This window comes from Bordetella genomosp. 5 (assembly GCF_002261475.1).
GTDB lineage: Bacteria > Pseudomonadota > Gammaproteobacteria > Burkholderiales > Burkholderiaceae_B > Bordetella.
In genome coordinates this window covers 172,137-189,805 of record NZ_NEVN01000007.1, presented here as the reverse complement: position 1 = coordinate 189,805, position 17,669 = coordinate 172,137, and the positions used below count along the sequence as shown (strand labels likewise).

Here is a 17,669-nt window from a genome sequence, read left to right as displayed (position 1 = left end):
ATGACCGGCGAGGCGCCCGCCGGCGTGCCGGGGCCGGCACTGCCCGATGCCTTCTTCGACCGCGATGCCGCCCAACTGGCCCGCGATCTGCTCGGCAAGGTGATCCGGCGCCGCTGGCGCGGGCTGTGGCTGTCGGCCCGCATCATCGAGACCGAGGCGTATTACCTCACCGATCGCGGCAGTCACGCCTCGCTCGGCTACACCGAGAAGCGCCGCGCGCTGTTCATGAACGGCGGGACGATCTACATGTATTACGCCCGCGGGGGCGACTCGCTGAACTTCAGCGCGCACGGTCCCGGCAACGCGGTGCTGATCAAGTCCGCGCATCCCTGGCTCGACGCCGTGAGCGACGCCCGCGCGCTGGCCTGCATGCAGCGCCTCAATCCCGACGCACAGGGTCGACCGCGCGCGCCGACGCGTCTGTGCGCGGGCCAGACACTGCTGTGCCGGGCGCTCGGGCTCAAGGTGCCCGACTGGGACGGCAAGGGATTCGACCCGCAACGCTTTTTTGTCGAAGACGTGGGGCAGGAGGTGCCGCGCCTGATCAACACGACGCGTCTCGGGATTCCCGCAGGCCGCGACGAGCATCTGCCGTACCGGTTCGTGGACCCGGCCTACGCCGCGTTCTGTACGCGCAATCCGCTACGCCGCGGTCAGGAGGCGGGGCGGGACTACGTCTGGATGGATCGCAGCGGCGCGACGCTGGCCTGATCAGTCCGGATCCGGCACAGGCGCCGGCATGCGCGCGCGCATCTCGGCGTATTTGCGCTCGATGCGGCGGCGGTTGAGCCGGCGGCTCCAGGCATAGAACGGAATCAGCGGCAGCACGCCGAAGCCATCCACCAGATACAGACCGGGCTTGCCGTCGGCGTTGTAGCCGCAGGCCACGTTGCTGGCCGACATGTCGTGGATCACCAGGTGAGCGTCGGCCAGATCGGCGAAGAAGGCATCCAGCTTGGCTGCCAGCGTGACGGTGAACTTGCCCTGCGCCGCCAGGTCCTTCACGGTGGGCGCGAGCAGGCCGTTGCCGTCGGTGATCTTTTCCACCAGCAGGCCCAGCCCCAGGCTGGTCTGCGCCACGCCCAGAATGCGCGCCATCGGCACCTGCCACACGCCGGAGGGGCGGGTGGTGGTACAGACGTACTCCGAGAACTCGTTCAGGTAGACGCGATAGGCGCTCTCGCGCTGGAATTGCTTGTACCAGCGCTTGAAGGGCCGCGCCTGCAGAAAGACGGCGCGGGCCTGCATGTCCATCACCTTGACCAGCAGTCCGGGTTCGTGCGGATGCTGGAACACATACCGGTCTCCGCCCTGCGCGAGCGGCGCGGCGCCCGACAGATCGAGCGGGCCGAACATGGCGCGCACGCCAGGCGCGGTGCGGCCGTCGGGCGGAAGGGGAGCGCCGGAAAACGGCGTCTGCGGAGGCAAGGCGGCCAAGGGAAAAATAGGACTAGTCTGATGGAAGGCGCAATCTTACTGCGATATGGGGCAGGGCGCGGGGCCCGCGCGGCTGGCGATCCCGGCTTCAGGCAGAATCGCGTCTTGATGTTGTCGTCGGAATTGCGAGGAGAGGGATTTGGAGCCAATGCTGTCGTGGGTCATGGCGGGGGCCGCGGTGCTGGCCGCGTTGTTCGCGCTCGGCGCGTTCTTGCGGGCGGGCGGCGGCGCGGGCGTCGATGCCCTGCGCGCCGACATCGAACGGCTCGAGCGCCTGCTGCGCGCGGATCTGGCCGAGGGCCAGCGCGGGCTGCGCGGCGAGCTGTCGGAGTCGTCCCGCGCGCTGCGCACCGAGCTCGCGCAAACCCAGGAAGACCTGCGGGGCGCGCTGGCACGTGACCAGCGCGAGGCGCGCGAGGAATACGCCGCCTCGCTGGCGCGCTTCTCGGCCCAGTTCGGCGAGCGGCTGCAGGGGCTGGTCGAGCTCAACGACCGGCGCATGGCCGAAGTGCGCCAGACGGTCGATGCGCGCCTGCAGGCGCTGCAGGCCGATAACGGCGCCCGTCTCGAAGAGATGCGGCGCACGGTGGACGAGAAGCTGCACGCCACCCTCGAGCAGCGGCTGGGCGAGTCGTTCAAACTGGTATCCGAACGGCTCGAGGCCGTGCACAAGGGCCTGGGCGAGATGCAGACGCTGGCGGCCGGCGTGGGCGATCTGCGCCGGGTGCTCACCAACGTGAAGTCGCGCGGCACCTGGGGCGAGGTCCAGCTCGCCCGCCTGATCGAAGACACCATGACCGCGGACCAGTACGCGCGCAATGTGCGGCCGGTGCCGGGCAGCGACGCGATCGTCGAGTTCGCGATCCGGCTGCCGGGCCGCGATGCCGGGGGCGAACCGGTCTGGCTGCCGGTGGACGCCAAGTTTCCCAAGGAAGAATACGAGCGCCTGCTCAACGCCCAGGAAGCCGCGGACGCCGACGGCGCGCGTCAGGCGGGCACCGCGCTGGCCCGCGCGGTCGAGACCCAGGCGCGTCTCATCGCCGATAAGTACGTGGCCCCGCCGCACACCACCGATTTCGCCATCATGTTCCTGCCCACCGAAGGGCTGTATGCCGAGGTGCTGCGTCAGCCCGGCTTGATCGACAAGCTGCACGGCCTGCGCGTGAACGTGGCCGGTCCCACCAACCTGGCCGCGCTGCTCAACAGCCTGCAGATGGGCTTTCGCACGCTCGCCATCGAGCAGCGCTCGTCCGAAGTCTGGCAGGTGCTGCGCGCGGTCAAGACCGAGTTCTCGAAGTTCGGTGACGCGCTCGCCACGGTCAAGAAGTCGCTCGACAACGCCAGCAGCAAGATCGGCGCCACCGAAACCCGCACCCGCGTGATGTTGCGCAGCCTCAAGACGGTCGAGGCCCTGCCCGAAGACGAAACGCGGCAGCTCTTTGGTGTGGCGGCGGCAGATGCCACGCTGGACAGCGCCGCGGCGGCCGATGGCGCGCCGGCCGATGCCGCGCCGGGCGATGCCGCGGCGGCCGACGCCGCGCCGTCCCCTGCCGCGCAGGGTCGCCCCGGGCCCGCCTGAACCGCGCCGCTCCGCGCCGGGTAGCCCCGCGCCGGGTAGCCCCGCGCCGGGTTGCCCCGCGCCGGGTAGCCCCGCGCCGGGTTGCCCCGCGCCGGGTAGCCCCGCGCCGTCCTCCAACGAACCCGATACACTAGGTTCGTAGCCCGCCGCGTCTCAGGGCGGGTCCGCAAGTCCGCAAGGAGACGCCATGCAGCCGTTCTTCACGCACGCGGTGACCAATCAGGTGCCGCCCCTGGACGATTACTCGCTCTACGACACCGATCCGGTGCTGGCCGAGGCGGTGGCGCGCGAAGGCGCGCACGCCCATGCGGCCGAGCTGCGCGAGCACGGGGCCTGGCTGGGCCGGGCCCAGACCCTCGCCGCCGGCGACGAGGCCAACCGTCATCCGCCCGAGCTGCATGGCTACGATCGCGGCGGCCACCGCATCGACCGGATCGAATTCCATCCCGCCTGGACCCAGCTCATGCGCGGCATCGCCGCGCGCGGCCTGCATAACCGTGCCTGGCTGCAGCCGGGAGCCGGGGCCCATGTGGCGCGCGCCGCCGCGTTTCTCATGCAGGGGCAGGTCGAGGCCGGCACCCTGTGCCCCACCACGATGACCTTCGCGGCCCTGCCGCTCATCGCACGCGAGCCGGCGGGCGCGATCGACTTCGCGCAGACCTGGATGCCCCGTCTGGCGTCGCGCGAATTCGATCCGGCCGACGCGCCCGTCGGCGCCAAGAGCGGCGCCCTGATCGGCATGGGCCTCACCGAGAAGCAGGGCGGGTCCGACCTGCGCGCCATCACGACGCGGGCCGAGCCCGAGGGCGCGGCCGGACGCGGCCGGCCGTATCGGCTGACCGGCCATAAGTGGTTTTTCTCGGTGCCGCAGGCCGACGCGCATCTGGTGCTCGCCCGCACCGACGCGGGCCTGGGGTGCTTCTTCGTGCCGCGCTGGGTGCCCGATGGACCGCGCAATGCGGTCCGGGTGCGGCGGCTCAAGGACAAGCTCGGCAACCGCAGCAACGCCAGCGCGGAGGTCGAGTTCGAGGACGCCTGGGGTGTGATGATGGGCGAGCCCGACCGCGGCCTCGCGCTGCTGCTCGAGATGGCGTCCACCACCCGGCTGGACTGCGTGCTGGGCAGCGCCGCGTTGCTGCGCCAGGGCGTGGTGCAGGCCCTGCACCACGCCCGGCATCGTCAGGCGTTCGGCGCGCCGCTGCTGTCGCAGCCGCTCATGCGCGCGCTGCTCGCCGACCTGGCCCTCGAGTCCGAGGCCGCCACCGTGCTGGCGTTGCGTCTGGCGCGCGCCATGGACGAGCGTGACTCGCCCGTGGCCCGAGCGCTGCTGCGGGTGGGCACGCCGGCGGCCAAGCTCTGGGTGTGCAAGCGCGCGGTGCAGGCCCTGGGCGAATGCCTGGAGGTGCTGGGCGGCAACGGCTACGTCGAAGAATCGCCGTTGGCCCGGCTCTACCGCGAGGCCCCCGTGAACTCGATCTGGGAGGGTTCGGGCAACGTCATGGCGCTCGACGTGCTGCGCGCGCTGGCGCGCGAGCCCGACGTCACCGAGGCGATCGAGACCGAGCTGGGCCTGGCCCGGGGCCGCGATGCCCGCTACGACGCGCGGCTCGCGGCCTGGCTCGACGCCGCACGGCGTGCCGGTGCGAGGCACCACGACCACGCGGCGGCGGACCCGGCGTCCGCGCGCTGGCTGGCGGCCGAGCTCGCCCGGCTGTGGCAGGGCGCGCTGCTGTTATGCCACGCGCCGGCGCCGGTCGCCGAGGGCTTTGTGAGCACGCGTCTGGCGGGCAGGGCGGGCCTGTGGGGCGAGGGCGGCGCCGGCGTCGATGCCGCCGCCGTGCTTTCGCGGGCCTGGCCGGGCATCTGCTAAATTGCAGGCCTTGCACTCGACTTTTGCGCGTTCATCCGCGCGTGACTTCCGCATATGCTCACTCAGCAACAACTCAAGCAACAGGCCGCCGACGCGGCGCTCGAACTGGTCGAACAGGTCGCCGGCCCCGATGTCGTCATCGGCGTGGGCACCGGTTCCACGGCCGACCTCTTCATCGACGGTCTGGCGCGTTTCAAGGGTCGCATCCGCGCCACGGTCGCCAGCTCCGAGCGCAGCGCGGCGCGTCTGGCCGGCCATGGCCTGCCGGTGCTCGATCTCAACGAGGTCGAGTCCATGCCGATCTACGTCGACGGCGCCGACGAGCTCGATGGCGACCTGGCCATGATCAAGGGCGGCGGCGGCGCGCTCACCCGCGAGAAGATCGTGGCCTCGGTGGCCGAGCGCTTCATCTGCATCGCCGACGAGTCCAAGCTGGTGCAGACCCTGGGCGCCTTCCCGCTGCCGGTCGAGGTGATCCCGATGGCGCGTGCCAGCGTGGCGCGTGCCCTGGCCGAGCTGGGCGGCACGCCGCGCCTGCGCGAGGGCTTCGTGACGGACAACGGCAACGTCATCCTGGACGTGGCCGGTCTGTCGATCACCGATGCGCGCGGGCTCGAAACCCGCATCAACGACCTGCCCGGCGTGGTGACGGTCGGTTTGTTCGCCATCGCAGGTGCCGACGTGGCGCTGCTGGCCACGCAGGACGGCATCCGCCGGCTCGAGCGCAAGGCCTGAGGCCGCGCGCGCCGCGGCCGCTGGCCGCGGCACCGTGCCGATTTCGCCGAGGACGTTGGCCGCGGCACCGCGCCGATCTCGCCGCGGCGCCTGACTCCACCGCCTCCGGATCGCGGCGCCTCGCCGAATCCGGCGCCGGGCGTCGGCGCCTCGCCGCCCGCAGTGTCGCCCCCCCCGTGCGAGCGGCTCCGCGGGCGCTTGCCGGCACCTCCCGGCGCATTCATAATCCTGTCACATCCAAGTCATAACCTTGCGGGTCGGCAGGTCCCCCGCGCCTTTCGCGTACAGGGGACGCAACCATGAGACCAACCTCGCAGGGAGTCCGGATGACGGAGCACACCAACAAACAGTTCGATGCCGATCTCGAGCACGTTCGATCGCAGTTCCTCCAGATGGGGGGCGTGGTCGAGGCCATGATCCACGAAGCCATCGAAGCCATTCCCGCGGGCGACATGACCCTCGTGGAAAAGGTGCGCGAGCGCGAGAAAGAGGTCAACCGTCACGAGGTCGAGATCGATGAGCGCATCAGCCTGATCCTGGCGCGCCACCAGCCCACCGCGATCGACCTGCGCACGCTGCTGGCCGTCTCCAAGATGCTGACCGACATGGAGCGCTCGGGCGACGAGGCCGAGAAGATCGCCACCGCGGTGCGCCGCATGTACGAAAACAGCCAGCAGCAGATCCCGCTGATCGAGCTGCGCCACATGGCGCAGAACGTCGGCAACATGCTGCACAACGCCCTCGACGCCTTTGCCCGCCTGGATCCGATCCTGGCCGCCCAGGTCGTGCGCAGCGACAAAGAAGTCGACAAAGAGTGGAAGGCTGCCCTGCGCAACCTGATCACCTACATGATGGAAGATCCGCGCACGATTTCGCGCGCGATCGACATGATCTTCATCGCCCGTGCGCTCGAGCGCATCGGCGACCACGCCAAGAACATGGCCGAGCGCGTGATCTACATGGTCAAGGGCGCCGACGTGCGTCACACCGGTGTGAAGAACACCGAGCGCCTGGCGCGCGGCGAAGAAGAGTCCGCCGAAAGCTGAGCGGCGACGCCCGGCGCCCCTGCATGCGGCTCGACATGCGGGGGGCTCGAAATGCATGTGGCTCGAAACGGCCTCGGTCTACACCGAGGCCTTTTTTGTCCTCAAGCCGCCTGAAAAAGAAACGCCTCCACGCCGCGCCTTCGGCTTGCTGCCCTACGAGGGCGGCATTTTTCGCCTCGCTAGCGCCCGGTGAAGCGCGGCGGGCGCTTCTCGCCGAAGGCGCGCATGCCTTCGAGGTAGTCGTCGGTGTAGCCCAGGCCGCGTTGCAGTTCGCACTCGAGGTCGAACTGTTCGGCGAGCGTGTGCTGGCCGCTGACGGACAGCGCGGCTTTCACGGCGGCCCAGGCGCGGGTGGGGCCGCTATCGAGCTGCGCGGCGAGGCGCTCGGCTTCGGACGCGAAGGCATCGTCGGGCACGCATTTCCAGATGAGGCCCCAGTCTTGGGCCTGGCGCGCGCTGACGGGCTCGCCGAAGACGGCGGCGCCCATCGCTCGGGCGCTGCCGGCCAGGCGCGGCCAGAACCAGGTCGCGCCGGCATCGGGCATCAGGCCGATCCGGGCGAACGCCTGCACGAAGCGGGCGGACTCGGTGGCGATCACCACGTCGCAGGCGAACACGAGGCTGGCGCCAGCGCCCGCCGCCACGCCGTTGACCAGGCACACGACGGGCACGGGCAGGGCGCGCAGGCGGAGGATCAGCGGGCGGTAGTGCTGCCGCAGACCTTGCGACAGATCGCGCCGCTGGCCCTCGGGAAGAGGCTGCCGCTGGGCGAGATCCTGCCCCGCGCAGAACGCGCGGCCGGCGCCGGTCAGCAGCACGCCGCGCAGATCCGGACGGGCCTCGATCTGGTCGAGCGCGGCCTGCAGCTCGCCCTGCATCGTGTCGGTGAAGGCGTTGAGCCGCTCCGGGCGGTGCAGCGTGATGCGGGCGACGTCGCCCAGCCACTCAAGGCGGATTTCCTCGAAATCACGGCTCACGAAGGTGTCTCCTCATCGGCATCCGCCGCCAGGGTCTGCAGGGTGGCGAGCTGTGTCGCGGTATCGCCCAGCAGCAGGTCGACGGCGGTCAGCCGCTTGAAGTAGTCGCCGACTTCCAGCTCGTCGGTCATGCCCATGCCACCATGCAGCTGCACGGCGGCCTGGCCGAGCTGTCTGGCGTGGCGTCCCACCTGAAGCTTGGCGTGCGCCAGCATTCGCGCCCGTTCGCGCGTGTCGGGCTCGGCCAGCGCGGCCGCGGCGACGTGGGCCATGGCAAGCGCCATTTCGCGGTTCACGAGCATGTCGGCCACGCGGTGCTGCAGCGCCTGGAAGGCGGCCAGCGGCTGGCCGAATTGCCGCCGTGTGCGGAGGTAGTCGGCGGTGAGCTCCAGCAGGCGCGCCATCGCGCCGGCCGCGTGCGCGCACAGCGCCGCCGTGCCCCACTGCAGCCCGCGTTCGATCGCCCGTTCGGCGGCGCTGCCGTGCGCGAGCAGCGTGGCCGGAGCATCCTGCAAGGTCAGGCGGGCGCAGCGGGTTCCGTCCAGCGTGGGCGTATCGACGATATCCGCGCCGCTGGCCTCGCGCGAGACATGCAGCAGCACTTGCTCGCCGGCCTGGGTCACCGCGTTGAGGATCCAGCCATGCGCGGCGGCGCCATGCCAGACGAGATGTTTGACGCCGCTCACCTGCCACGCGCCATCGGCCTCCCGGGCGCGGCACTGATCGGCCGGAACGGCGTAGCGCCGGCCCGGCTCCTGATAGGCCAGCGTAAGCACCTGCCCGCCCGCGGCAAGGCTGGCGAGCAGGTCGTGCGCCAGCCCCACGTCTGGCTGTCCCGCGCCGGCCGGCACTGCGCCGGGCTGCCCCGCGCCGGGTTGCCCCGCGCCGGGATGCTCCGCGCCGGGATGCCCCGCGCCGGCCTGTCCCTCGCGCGCCGCATCGGCGCAGGCCTGCAACGCGGCGGCCACCATGACGGCAGGGATCACCGGCTCGTCGACGAGCGCCCGGCCCAATGCCAGATGTACCGGCACCAGGCTGGCGGGCGGCTCGCCGAAGCCGCCGGCCTCGGCCGGAACGCAGAGGCCGAGCACGCCCAGCTCGGCCAGCGCGCGCCACGGCGCCTCGTCGAAGCCCGCGGCAGCGCGGCGGGCCCGGCGGTCTGCAAAACGCCATTGATCATCGAGCAGCCGCTGCAGGCTCTCGGCCAGCATGCGCTGCTCTTCGCTATATGTGAAATCCATGGTCGGGTTTCCTTCCGGCGTCAGTGTTCGAGAACCATGCGGGCGATCAGGCCTTTCTGGATTTCGGTGGAGCCGCCGTAGATCGTCGTCTTGCGCATGTCGCAATAGCCGGCGCCGGCGGCGGCCGTCATCCCGGGGCCCGGCCCGTGGAAATCCGCTTCTGCCTCCATCCACGCCGGGTCGTAGGGCCAGGCATCGGGGCCGGCCACTTCCATCTGCAGCATCGCGAGATCCTGCTGGATCTCGGAGCCGCGGATCTTCAGCACCGACGCCTCCGGCCCGGGATGATCACCGCGCTCGGCCGCCACGCGATAGAGCAGCATTTCCAGCGCGAGGATGTCGCCCTCGATCAGGCTGATGCGGTCGCGCCATCGCTGGCTGGCGCCGAGCGGGGTGCCCGCGTTGTCCTGCGCCGCCGCGAACATGCGCTTGAGCAGCGCGAGCTCACGATGGCAATGCCCGAGCCCGGCGATGCCCGTGCGCTCGTGCCCGAGCAGATACTTGGCGTAGGTCCAGCCCGCGCCTTCTTCGCCGACGATGTCGTGCACCGGCACGCGCACGTTCTCGAGCCAGACTTCATTGACATCATGGCCGCCGTCGAGCGTGCGGATGGGTCGCACGGTCACGCCCGGCGCATGCATATCGAGCAGCAGCATCGAGATGCCGCGCTGCGGTTTGGCCTGCGGGTCCGTGCGGGCCAGGCAGAACATCCGGTCGGCGTACTGCGCCAGCGTGGTCCAGGTTTTCTGGCCATTCACGATGTAGTGGTCGCCATCGCGCACCGCGCGCGTGGTGAGCGAGGCCAGGTCGGATCCGGCCCCGGGCTCGGAATAGCCCTGGCACCACCAGTCTTCCATGCGAAGGATGCGGGGCAGGAGCGCCTGCTGCTGGGCCGCGCTGCCGAAGCGCATCAGCACGGGCCCGATCATCTGCAAGCCGAATGGCAGCAGGCGCGGCGCGCCGGCCTTGAAGCATTCCATCTCGAACAGCAGACGTTGCACGGCGTTCCAGCCGGTGCCACCGTGCTCGCGCGGCCACGTCGGCGCGCCCCAGCCGTGCTCGGCCAGTATGCGATGCCAGCGGACGTAATCGTCGCGCTCGAGTCGCTGATGCCGCCACACCTTGGCGCTGATGTCGGCGGGCAAGTGCTCCCGCGCGAACGTGCGTACCTCGTCGCGAAAGCGACGTTCTTCCTGCGTCCAGCTCAGGTCCATGATTCACGCCTCCTCGCGGCACATCTAGCCACGCGTGAGGCGCCGCGCACAATCTGGCTCTGTGGAACCCCCGCTTCGGAACAGCGGAAGCGTGCCTCTACAGATGACCTGAAGCCACGCTTCGGCAATGAAGAATGGCCCGCCCGCCGGCGAGCGCGGACACTGGGTCACCTTTGAAGTCAGACGGTGGATCCGAAGATGAGTACAGCAGAAGCCACGGCCTCGGGCGGCGCCGAACAGGCCTTTCATGCCGCGCTAACACGCGGACAGTTCCTCATACAGCGTTGCGGCGCGTGCGCGCATGCGGTGTTCTACCCCCGGCTGCTGTGCCCGCATTGCGGCGCGGACCACCTCGACTGGATCGAGCCGAGCGGCCGTGGCCAGGTCTATTCCACGACCGTGGTGCGCCGCAAGCCGGAGGCCGGCGGCGACTACAACGTCGCGCTGATCGACCTCGACGAAGGCGTGCGCATGATGAGTTGCGTGACCGGCGTCGCGCCCGAGGCGGTCGGCATCGGCATGCGGGTACGGGCGCGCGTCAACGTGTCGGGCACGGTGCCGCGCGTCGAGTTCACGCAGGAGGCCGTATGAGCACACGCCGGTTGCGAGGGCGGGTGGCGGTCGCCGGGGTCGGTCATGCCGGGCTCGGGCAGGCCACCGGCTACACCGAAATGGAAATCCTGGCACAGGCCGCGCAACGCGCGGTCGCCGATGCGGGGCTCACCATGCAGGACATCGATGGCCTGTGCACGGCCAGCGTGGCCGCGCCCATGTGGGCTATGCCCGTCATCGAGTATCTGGGAATTCGGCCCACGTTCATCGACAGCACGATGCTGGGCGGCAGCAGTTTCGTGGCGCATCTGCTGCCCGCGCTGCATGCGCTCGACAGCGGGCAATGCAACGCCGTGCTGGTCTGCTATGGCAGCACGCAGCGCACGTCCGCGCTGAGCCGCGCCGAGATCGGCCGGGTCCGCAAGGCGTTCGATCCGCAGCCGTACGAGGCCCCGTACGAGCCGCTCAACCCCTTGAGCAGCTATGCGCTCGCCGCGGCCCGGCATATGCATGTGTATGGCACCACTCGCGAGCACCTCGCCGAGGTCGCGCTCGCGGCCAATCGATGGGCGCAGCGCAACCCCGAGGCGCAGTTGCGCGAGCCCGCCACGCTCGACAGCATTCTTTCCGCGCGCATGGTGTCCGATCCGCTGTCGGTCCGCGATTGCTGCCTCGTCACCGACGGCGCCGGCGCGTTCGTGCTGGTGCGCGCCGAGCGCGCGCGCGATCTGCCGCGCAAGCCCGTCTACGTGCTGGGCAACGCGACCGCCGTCTGGAATCGCCAGATCTCCTCGATGCACGACCTCACCGTCACGGCGGCGAGCGAGTCGGGCCGCGGCGCGTACGCCATGGCCGGGGTGTCGGCGCAGGACATCGACGTGGTCGAGCTCTACGACGCCTTCACCATCAACACGATCCTGTTTCTCGAAGACCTCGGTTTTTGCGCCAAAGGCGAGGGCGGGCCGTTCGTGAGCGGGGGCGCCATCGCCCCCGGAGGACGGCTGGCGGTCAACACCAACGGCGGCGGCCTGTGCTGCGTGCATCCGGGCATGTATGGCGTCTTCATCATGATCGAGGCCGTGCGCCAGCTGCGCGGCGAGGCCGGCGAACGACAGGTCGCCGACGCGCACCTTGCGCTCGTGCACGGCAACGGCGGCACGCTTTCCAGTCAATCCACCGCCATTCTTGGCGACGCATCGACCCTCTGACACCATGCAGCAGACCCACGTAGAGAATTTGCATGACGCGACCCGTATCGATCAGATCCTCGCCTGGCAGGCCACGCGCCAGCCCGGCGCGCCGTGTCTGCGCTCGCTCGAAGGCGACCTCACCTATGCCGAGCTCGATGCACGGGTCACCCGCGCGGCGGCATGGCTGCGTGACCAGGGTGCGATCCCCGGGCAGCGCGTGCTGCTGGTGGGCGAGAACGGCATCGCCATGGTCGTCGCGCTGCTGGCGTGCAGCCGGGCGGGCGCATGGCCGGTCGGCGTGAACGCGCGGCTGTCCGAGCGCGAAGTCGGGGTGATCGCCGATCATGCCGAGCCGGTGCTCACGCTGTATACGGCCGCCCTGTCACGCGAGGCGGCGGCGCATGCCCAGGCCGGCGGCGCGCGAGCCGCCGACGCCGGCGTCTGGGGCGAGGGCATCGCCGTATCGCACCGGCACGTGCCGCCCGCGCCCGAGACCGGAGCGCTGCGCGATCAGGTGGCGACCGTGATCTACACCTCGGGCACGACGGGCGCGCCCAAGGGCGTGCTGGTGCCGCACCGCGGCCTGCTGCATTTCGCCCGCATCTCCGCCGCCTCGCGGCGTCTGGTGCCGGCCGACGTCGCCTACGCGGCGCTTCCGATCTCGCACATCTTCGGCATCGCCACCGTGCTGCTCGCCACGCTGTACGGCGGTGCGAGCCTGGTGTTGCGCAGCCGCTTCGACCCGGCCGACGTGCTGGACGCGCTGCGCGACCCCGGTCTGACCGTGCTGCAAGGCGTGCCCACGATGTTCACCCGGCTGCTGGCGCATCTGCGCGAGCACGGCGGCGACGGCAGGCCGCAGGCGCCGCGATTGCGGTATCTGTACACCGGCGGTGCGGCGCTAGACCCCACGCTCAAGCGCGACGTGCAGGCGGCGTTCGGCCTGCCGCTGCATCACGGCTACGGCATCACCGAGTACGCGGGCTCGCTCTTCATCACGGATATCGACGCGCCCCGCGACGACTGCGCGGCAGGCTGCGCCGTCGAAGGGGTGGAGCTGCGCATCGGCGCGCCGGAATCGCCGCCGCTGCCGGCGGGGGAGCGCGGCGAGATCCTGGTGCGCGGCCCGGGCGTCATGCTGGGTTACTACCGCGACCCCGCGCAATCGGCGCATGCGCTTCCGGCCGGCGGCTGGCTGCGCACGGGCGACATCGGCCTGCTCGGCGACGATGGCGCGCTGCATATCGTCGGCCGTTCCAAAGACCTCATCATCCGATCGGGCTTCAACGTCTATCCGCTCGAGGTGGAGAGCGTGATCAACGCCTGGCCCGGCGTGCGCCTGTCGGCCGTGGTCGGCCGGCCTGAGCCCGATGGCAACGAAGCGGTCGTGGCGTTCATCGAACCGCTGCCGGGCGCGGCGTTCGACCGAGCCGGTCTGATGGCCCATCTGCGTACGCAGCTCGCGCCTTACAAACGGCCCGCCGAGCTGCGGCTGATCGATTCGATTCCCACCACCGTCAGCGGCAAGATCCTCAAACAGCCGCTGCGCGAAAGGCTGGCGGCACGGCCCTGAGCCGTGACAGACCGGCCACATACCAAAGGAGACGACAGTCATGAAGTTCCCCCTTGCGTTGCGGGCCGGTCTGGCCGCCTGCGTGCTGGCCGCGAGCGCGGCCCACGCCGATACCTATCCCGATCGCCCGATCCGGCTGCTGGTCGGCTATGCCCCGGGCGGGCCGGTGGACACCACGGCGCGCGTGTTCGCGAAGTATCTTGGCGAGCGTCTGAACCAGGCGGTCGTCGTCGAGAACCGCGCGGGCGCGAGCGGCATGATCGCCTCCGACGCCACCGCCAAAGCGACACCCGACGGCTATGTGCTGGGCTTCGCGGCCAGTCCCACGCTGACCATGTCGCCCCAGGTGCAGAAGAGCACACTGTTCGACCCGCGCAAGGACTTCACGCCCATCGGCCTGGTGGTCGACTACGCCAACGTGCTGGTCGTTGGGCCGCAGGTACGCGCGGATTCGGTGCAGGCCCTGGTGGGACACGCCAAGGCGCATCCCGACGCCGTGTCGTTCGGATCGGCGGGTGTGGGCGCGTCCAATCACCTCTCGGCCGAGCTGCTGAAAAAGCAGGCCGCCGTGCCGATGCTGCACGTGCCGTACCGCGGTAACTCGCCGGCCATGATGGACGTGGTGAGCGGCAAGATCACCTTCATGTTCGACATCACCAGCACCGCGATCCCCTTCGTGAAGAGCGGCAAGGCGCGCGCGCTCGCCGTCACCTCGCGCAACCGCAACCCCGAGCTGCCGGACGTGCCGACCATGATCGAGGCGGGGCTGCCGGACTACGAGGTGGTGGGCTGGTACGCCCTCATGGCGCCGCCCGCGCTGCCGGACGCGACCCGCACGCGCCTCACCGAGGCCTTGCAGGCCGTGCTGGCCGACGAGAAGTTTCGCAAGGCCATGGTCGATGGCGGCTACACCGTGAACCCGGGTGGGTCCCGCGCGCTGCAACAGCGTATCGAGCGCGAGTACGCGATGTGGTCGGACGTGATCGACTCGGCCCAGATACAGGTCAATTAGCGCACTCGGCCCGCCCCCGCCCTGCGGGCAGTCCTTGCCCCCACCGGCCGCCTGCCTACAGCGGGCGGCCCCGTTTCCCGAACAGGTTTCCGATCCGATGGCTGCCGCGATGCGTTTGCAAGACAGACTGAGCCTGCCCCTCATCGGCGCGCCGATGTTTCTCGTCTCCGGACCCGACCTCGTCGTGGCGCAATGCACGGCCGGCATCGCGGGGACCTTTCCCACACTGAACGCGCGTCCTCAGTCGCAACTGCACGACTGGCTCGCGGGCATCGAAGCGCGGCTGGCGCAGCACGACGCCGCACATCCAGGGGCGCCCGCGGCGCCCTACGGCGTGAACCTCGTCGTGCACGATTCCAATCCGCGCTGGCGCGGCGACCTCGATATCTGCGTGGCGCATCGCGTGCCGCTCTACATCACCTCGCTGCATTCGCCCGAGGTGGTGGTCGAGGCGGCGCATCGCTACGGCGCGCAGGTCTGGCACGACGTGACCACGGTGCGGCATGCCCGCCGCGCGCTGCGCGCGGGTGTCGACGGGTTGATCCTGGTGGCGGCCGGCGCGGGCGGGCATGCGGGCCAGCTCAATCCGATCGCGCTCGTCAACGAAGTCAGGGCTTTCTATGATGGCCCGCTCGCGCTGTCGGGATGCATCAGCCACGGCAAAGACATCCTCGCGGCCCAGGTACTGGGCTGCGACGTGGCCTACATGGGCACGCGCTTCGTCGCGACGCGGGAGTCGCTGGCACCCGACCGGTATCGCGAGATGATGCTCGCCGCCGCCGCGCAGGACATCGTCAACACGCCGTACTTCTCGGGCGTGGCCGCAAACTACCTGGCCGACAGCATCCGCTCGGTCGGGCTGGATCCGGATCAGGTGCATGCCGCCCGCCCCGGTGGCCCGCAGCTCGACAAGACCCGGCAACCGCGCGCCTGGAAAGACATATGGAGCGCCGGGCAAGGGGTGGGGGCGGTGCAAGAGATATTGCCGGCCACCGAACTGGTGGCGCAGCTCAAGCGCGAGTACCAGGAGGCGCGGCGGCTGATGCAGGCCGCGGCCTGAGGGCAGGCAGGGGGGCGGGCGCGACGGCGCGCCGCGGTGGCCCCCCTGACGGTCCTTCTCAAGATCACGCGCGAGGCGGCTGCCCCGCGCTGACCCGACTCAGGCGCCGGCGTCGAGCTTGATGCCCGCCGTCTTGATCACCTTGCCCCACTTGTCGATTTCGGCGCGCAGGAACTCGCCGAACTCCGCCGGCGTGCCGCTGCGGGGCTGGGCGCCCGCGGCCATCATTGCCCGGGTGGTCGCGGGGTCGGACAGCACCCGCACGAGATCGGCGTTCAGGCGCTCGATCGTCGCACGGGGCGTTCCCTTGGGCGCCAGCAGGCCGCTCCAGGAATAGGCTTCGTAGTCCGGCACGCCCGAGGCGGCGATCGTCTGCACTCCGGGGAACAGCGGGCTGGGCTCGGGGTTGCCGACGCCCAGCGGACGCAGTTTGCCGCCCTGCAGATGCGGCATGGCCGAGGGCCCATCGGCGAACATGACCTGCACCTGGCCACCCAGCAGATCCTGCATCGCCGGGGCGCTGCCGCGATACGGCACGTGCTGCATCTTCACGCCGGTCATGCTGCAGAAGAGCTCGCCGGCCAGGTGCGTGCCCCCGCCGGTGCCCGACGAGCCGTAGGAGAGCTTGCCGGGGTTGGCGCGGGCGTAGGCGATGAGCTCCTGCACGGAATTGACCGGCAGCCCGGCGTGCACGACCAGCACGATCGGAAACAGCGCCGCCATGCCGACCGGCTCGAAGTCGGTCGTGATGTCGTAGCTCAGATTGCCGCGCAGGCTCGGCAGTACGGCGTGGTGAATCGACGCAAAGAAGAAGTTGTAGCCGTCGGGTGCGGCCTTGGCGGCGAACTGCGCGCCCACGATGCCGCCGGCACCGGATTTGTTGTCCACGACGGCCGGCTCGGACCACCGCTGCGCCATGGGCTGCGTGGCCAGGCGCGCCGTGGTGTCGACGGGCCCGCCGGGCGGGAAGGGCACGATGAAGTTGACGGGGCGCGCGGGCCAGGCGTCGCGGGCCCGGGCCAGATCGGGCACGAGGCCCATGGCGCCAGCGCAGGCGGCGCCCAGCCCCGCGACGACGCGGCGTCGGGTGATGTCGATCATGTCTTGTCTCCGGTGTCGGTATCGTTATGGCGCGGCAAGGAGCCGGCGCGTGCCCATTATTCGGGCAGAAGGCATCGCGCGCCGATTCTTATTTGCCTAAGCCCCTGTTCGGCCCGACAGCAGGCTGCGGGCGCGTGGCGAGACGCGCGCGCGGTCCGACTAGCTCGCGTGCGAGGCGCGCTGGATGTGCTCGATGAAGTCTTCGGCGAAGCGCGGCAGGTCACGGCCGCGCTGGCGCACCAGCAGGCGGTCGCGCAGCGACCAGCTGTCTTCGATCTTCAGCACATGCAGAGCGTGAGGGCGGCTGTAGCGCTCGGCGCAGGCCCGCGGCACCACGGCGATGCCGGCGCCTGCCTCGACCATCCGGCACACCGCTTCGAAGCTGCCGACGTGTACGCGCTGGCAGATGCGCTTGCCCAGGCCGGACGCGATGTCTTCGAGAAAGGACTGGATCGCGCTGTTGGGGTGGATGCCCACGAACTGATAGCCGTCGATCACCTCGACGAAGGGGATCGACGCACGCGCGGCCAGCGGGTGATCGAGCGCGGTGACGATCGCGAGTTCGTCGCGAAAGAGCGGCAGCACATCGAGACCCTCGACATCGATGTTGCCCGCCACGATGCCCAGATCGCCGGCCCCGGCGCGGATGGCGAGCACGATGTCGCCCGACATTTTTTCTTCGAGCTCGATGTCGACGTCGGGGTTCTGCGCCAGAAAGGTGGACAGCGCATCGGCGAGGAAGGAGTTGGTGGCCGTGGTGTTGGCCAACAGGCGCAGGCGGCCCTTGATGCCGCTGGCGTAGGGCTGCAGATCGGCATTGAGGCACTCGAGCTGGCGAAACACGGCATGCGCATGCTTGAGCAGCACCTCGCCCGCCGGCGTGAGCGCCACGCCGGTGGCCTGGCGTATCAGCAGGCGCGCCTTGAAGGCTTCTTCCATGTTCTTGATGCGCGCGCTGGCGGCTGGCAGCGACAGGAAGGTGCGCTCGGCCGCACGGGTGAGGTTGAGGGTCTCGCCCACATGGACGAACAGCCGCAAGTCTGTCAGATCGTGTCTCATCTTCCACCACACAGAAGGGGGGT

Annotated in this window: 17 protein-coding genes; 11 read left to right on the top strand and 6 right to left on the bottom strand. The window is 70.2% G+C overall.

The window, feature by feature from the left end:
• The gene (locus CEK29_RS13790) at positions 1–711 is read left to right on the top strand and encodes a DNA-3-methyladenine glycosylase (RefSeq protein WP_094858463.1); all 711 of its coding nucleotides are present in this window, start codon (positions 1–3) and stop codon (positions 709–711) included.
• Here CEK29_RS13790 and CEK29_RS13785 read toward each other — a convergent pair whose 3' ends face one another.
• Complete coding sequence (locus CEK29_RS13785; RefSeq protein WP_094800875.1) at positions 712–1,356, bottom strand: YrbL family protein; 645 nt, start codon at positions 1,354–1,356, stop codon at positions 712–714.
• A 229-nt stretch (positions 1,357–1,585) separates the two neighbouring features.
• On the opposite strand from CEK29_RS13785, the gene rmuC reads away from it, so the two are divergent.
• The 5 genes from rmuC (at position 1,586) to CEK29_RS23935 (ending at position 6,860) form a co-directional block, all read left to right on the top strand.
• Positions 1,586–3,016 (top strand): DNA recombination protein RmuC, encoded by a 1,431-nt coding sequence (rmuC, locus tag CEK29_RS13780; protein ID WP_094858462.1) that lies wholly within the window; start codon positions 1,586–1,588, stop codon positions 3,014–3,016.
• A gap of 187 nt (positions 3,017–3,203) precedes the next feature.
• On the top strand, positions 3,204–4,886 hold the full coding sequence (locus tag CEK29_RS13775) for an isovaleryl-CoA dehydrogenase (RefSeq protein ID WP_094858461.1): 1,683 nt from the start codon (positions 3,204–3,206) through the stop codon (positions 4,884–4,886).
• Between the two features lie 54 nt (positions 4,887–4,940).
• Positions 4,941–5,621: a ribose-5-phosphate isomerase RpiA gene (gene rpiA / locus CEK29_RS13770; protein WP_094858460.1), complete on the top strand. Its 681-nt coding sequence runs from the start codon at positions 4,941–4,943 to the stop codon at positions 5,619–5,621.
• A gap of 326 nt (positions 5,622–5,947) precedes the next feature.
• On the top strand, positions 5,948–6,667 hold the full coding sequence (phoU, locus tag CEK29_RS13765; protein WP_094858459.1) for a phosphate signaling complex protein PhoU: 720 nt from the start codon (positions 5,948–5,950) through the stop codon (positions 6,665–6,667).
• A 55-nt stretch (positions 6,668–6,722) separates the two neighbouring features.
• Complete coding sequence (locus CEK29_RS23935; RefSeq protein WP_176456907.1) at positions 6,723–6,860, top strand: hypothetical protein; 138 nt, start codon at positions 6,723–6,725, stop codon at positions 6,858–6,860.
• On the opposite strand, the gene CEK29_RS13760 is transcribed toward CEK29_RS23935, so the two are convergent.
• From CEK29_RS13760 to CEK29_RS13750, 3 genes are read right to left on the bottom strand one after another with little or no spacing between them, the layout of a single operon-like run.
• A complete protein-coding gene (locus tag CEK29_RS13760; RefSeq protein ID WP_094858458.1) occupies positions 6,847–7,644 on the bottom strand; it encodes an enoyl-CoA hydratase-related protein in 798 nt (265 codons plus the stop codon). The genes CEK29_RS23935 and CEK29_RS13760 overlap by 14 nt on opposite strands.
• Positions 7,641–8,885 (bottom strand): acyl-CoA dehydrogenase family protein, encoded by a 1,245-nt coding sequence (locus tag CEK29_RS13755; RefSeq protein ID WP_094858457.1) that lies wholly within the window; start codon positions 8,883–8,885, stop codon positions 7,641–7,643. Before CEK29_RS13755 ends, CEK29_RS13760 begins: the two co-directional genes overlap by 4 nt.
• A gap of 20 nt (positions 8,886–8,905) precedes the next feature.
• Positions 8,906–10,099, bottom strand: coding sequence for an acyl-CoA dehydrogenase family protein (locus tag CEK29_RS13750; protein ID WP_094858456.1), 1,194 nt, complete (start codon positions 10,097–10,099; stop codon positions 8,906–8,908).
• A gap of 198 nt (positions 10,100–10,297) precedes the next feature.
• On the opposite strand from CEK29_RS13750, the gene CEK29_RS13745 reads away from it, so the two are divergent.
• The 5 genes from CEK29_RS13745 to CEK29_RS13725 all read left to right on the top strand — a co-directional run bounded on the left by CEK29_RS13745 (position 10,298) and on the right by CEK29_RS13725 (position 15,486).
• Positions 10,298–10,690 (top strand): Zn-ribbon domain-containing OB-fold protein, encoded by a 393-nt coding sequence (locus CEK29_RS13745; RefSeq protein WP_094858455.1) that lies wholly within the window; start codon positions 10,298–10,300, stop codon positions 10,688–10,690.
• Positions 10,687–11,859 (top strand): thiolase, encoded by a 1,173-nt coding sequence (locus CEK29_RS13740; protein WP_094858454.1) that lies wholly within the window; start codon positions 10,687–10,689, stop codon positions 11,857–11,859. Before CEK29_RS13745 ends, CEK29_RS13740 begins: the two co-directional genes overlap by 4 nt.
• Before the next feature lie 4 nt (positions 11,860–11,863).
• On the top strand, positions 11,864–13,414 hold the full coding sequence (locus CEK29_RS13735; RefSeq protein WP_094858453.1) for a class I adenylate-forming enzyme family protein: 1,551 nt from the start codon (positions 11,864–11,866) through the stop codon (positions 13,412–13,414).
• Between the two features lie 40 nt (positions 13,415–13,454).
• Entirely contained in the window at positions 13,455–14,426 is a 972-nt protein-coding gene (locus CEK29_RS13730) for a Bug family tripartite tricarboxylate transporter substrate binding protein (protein WP_094858452.1), read from the top strand.
• A gap of 97 nt (positions 14,427–14,523) precedes the next feature.
• Positions 14,524–15,486 carry an NAD(P)H-dependent flavin oxidoreductase gene (locus CEK29_RS13725; RefSeq protein WP_094858451.1) on the top strand — a complete coding sequence of 321 codons (963 nt, stop codon included), beginning with the start codon at positions 14,524–14,526 and terminating at the stop codon, positions 15,484–15,486.
• A 99-nt stretch (positions 15,487–15,585) separates the two neighbouring features.
• On the opposite strand, the gene CEK29_RS13720 is transcribed toward CEK29_RS13725, so the two are convergent.
• Together CEK29_RS13720 and CEK29_RS13715 are read right to left on the bottom strand one after the other, a co-directional pair.
• Positions 15,586–16,587, bottom strand: coding sequence for a tripartite tricarboxylate transporter substrate binding protein (locus tag CEK29_RS13720; protein WP_094858450.1), 1,002 nt, complete (start codon positions 16,585–16,587; stop codon positions 15,586–15,588).
• A 159-nt stretch (positions 16,588–16,746) separates the two neighbouring features.
• On the bottom strand, positions 16,747–17,646 hold the full coding sequence (locus tag CEK29_RS13715; RefSeq protein ID WP_094858449.1) for a LysR family transcriptional regulator: 900 nt from the start codon (positions 17,644–17,646) through the stop codon (positions 16,747–16,749).
• Positions 17,647–17,669 lie beyond the last annotated feature (23 nt).

Bases quoted from the DNA above. Each gene is read 5' to 3' on its own strand.
- CEK29_RS13790 (WP_094858463.1), top strand. From the start codon at position 1: ATGACCGGCGAGGCGCCCGCCGGCGTGCCGGGGCCGGCACTGCCCGAT.
- CEK29_RS13720 (WP_094858450.1), bottom strand. From the start codon at position 16,587: ATGATCGACATCACCCGACGCCGCGTCGTCGCGGGGCTGGGCGCCGCC.
- phoU (WP_094858459.1), top strand. From the start codon at position 5,948: ATGACGGAGCACACCAACAAACAGTTCGATGCCGATCTCGAGCACGTT.
- CEK29_RS13725 (WP_094858451.1), top strand. From the start codon at position 14,524: ATGGCTGCCGCGATGCGTTTGCAAGACAGACTGAGCCTGCCCCTCATC.
- CEK29_RS23935 (WP_176456907.1), top strand. From the start codon at position 6,723: ATGTGGCTCGAAACGGCCTCGGTCTACACCGAGGCCTTTTTTGTCCTC.
- CEK29_RS13775 (WP_094858461.1), top strand. From the start codon at position 3,204: ATGCAGCCGTTCTTCACGCACGCGGTGACCAATCAGGTGCCGCCCCTG.
- CEK29_RS13785 (WP_094800875.1), bottom strand. From the start codon at position 1,356: ATGTTCGGCCCGCTCGATCTGTCGGGCGCCGCGCCGCTCGCGCAGGGC.
- rmuC (WP_094858462.1), top strand. From the start codon at position 1,586: ATGCTGTCGTGGGTCATGGCGGGGGCCGCGGTGCTGGCCGCGTTGTTC.
- CEK29_RS13735 (WP_094858453.1), top strand. From the start codon at position 11,864: ATGCAGCAGACCCACGTAGAGAATTTGCATGACGCGACCCGTATCGAT.
- CEK29_RS13730 (WP_094858452.1), top strand. From the start codon at position 13,455: ATGAAGTTCCCCCTTGCGTTGCGGGCCGGTCTGGCCGCCTGCGTGCTG.
- CEK29_RS13740 (WP_094858454.1), top strand. From the start codon at position 10,687: ATGAGCACACGCCGGTTGCGAGGGCGGGTGGCGGTCGCCGGGGTCGGT.
- CEK29_RS13715 (WP_094858449.1), bottom strand. From the start codon at position 17,646: ATGAGACACGATCTGACAGACTTGCGGCTGTTCGTCCATGTGGGCGAG.
- rpiA (WP_094858460.1), top strand. From the start codon at position 4,941: ATGCTCACTCAGCAACAACTCAAGCAACAGGCCGCCGACGCGGCGCTC.
- CEK29_RS13755 (WP_094858457.1), bottom strand. From the start codon at position 8,885: ATGGATTTCACATATAGCGAAGAGCAGCGCATGCTGGCCGAGAGCCTG.
- CEK29_RS13745 (WP_094858455.1), top strand. From the start codon at position 10,298: ATGAGTACAGCAGAAGCCACGGCCTCGGGCGGCGCCGAACAGGCCTTT.
- CEK29_RS13750 (WP_094858456.1), bottom strand. From the start codon at position 10,099: ATGGACCTGAGCTGGACGCAGGAAGAACGTCGCTTTCGCGACGAGGTA.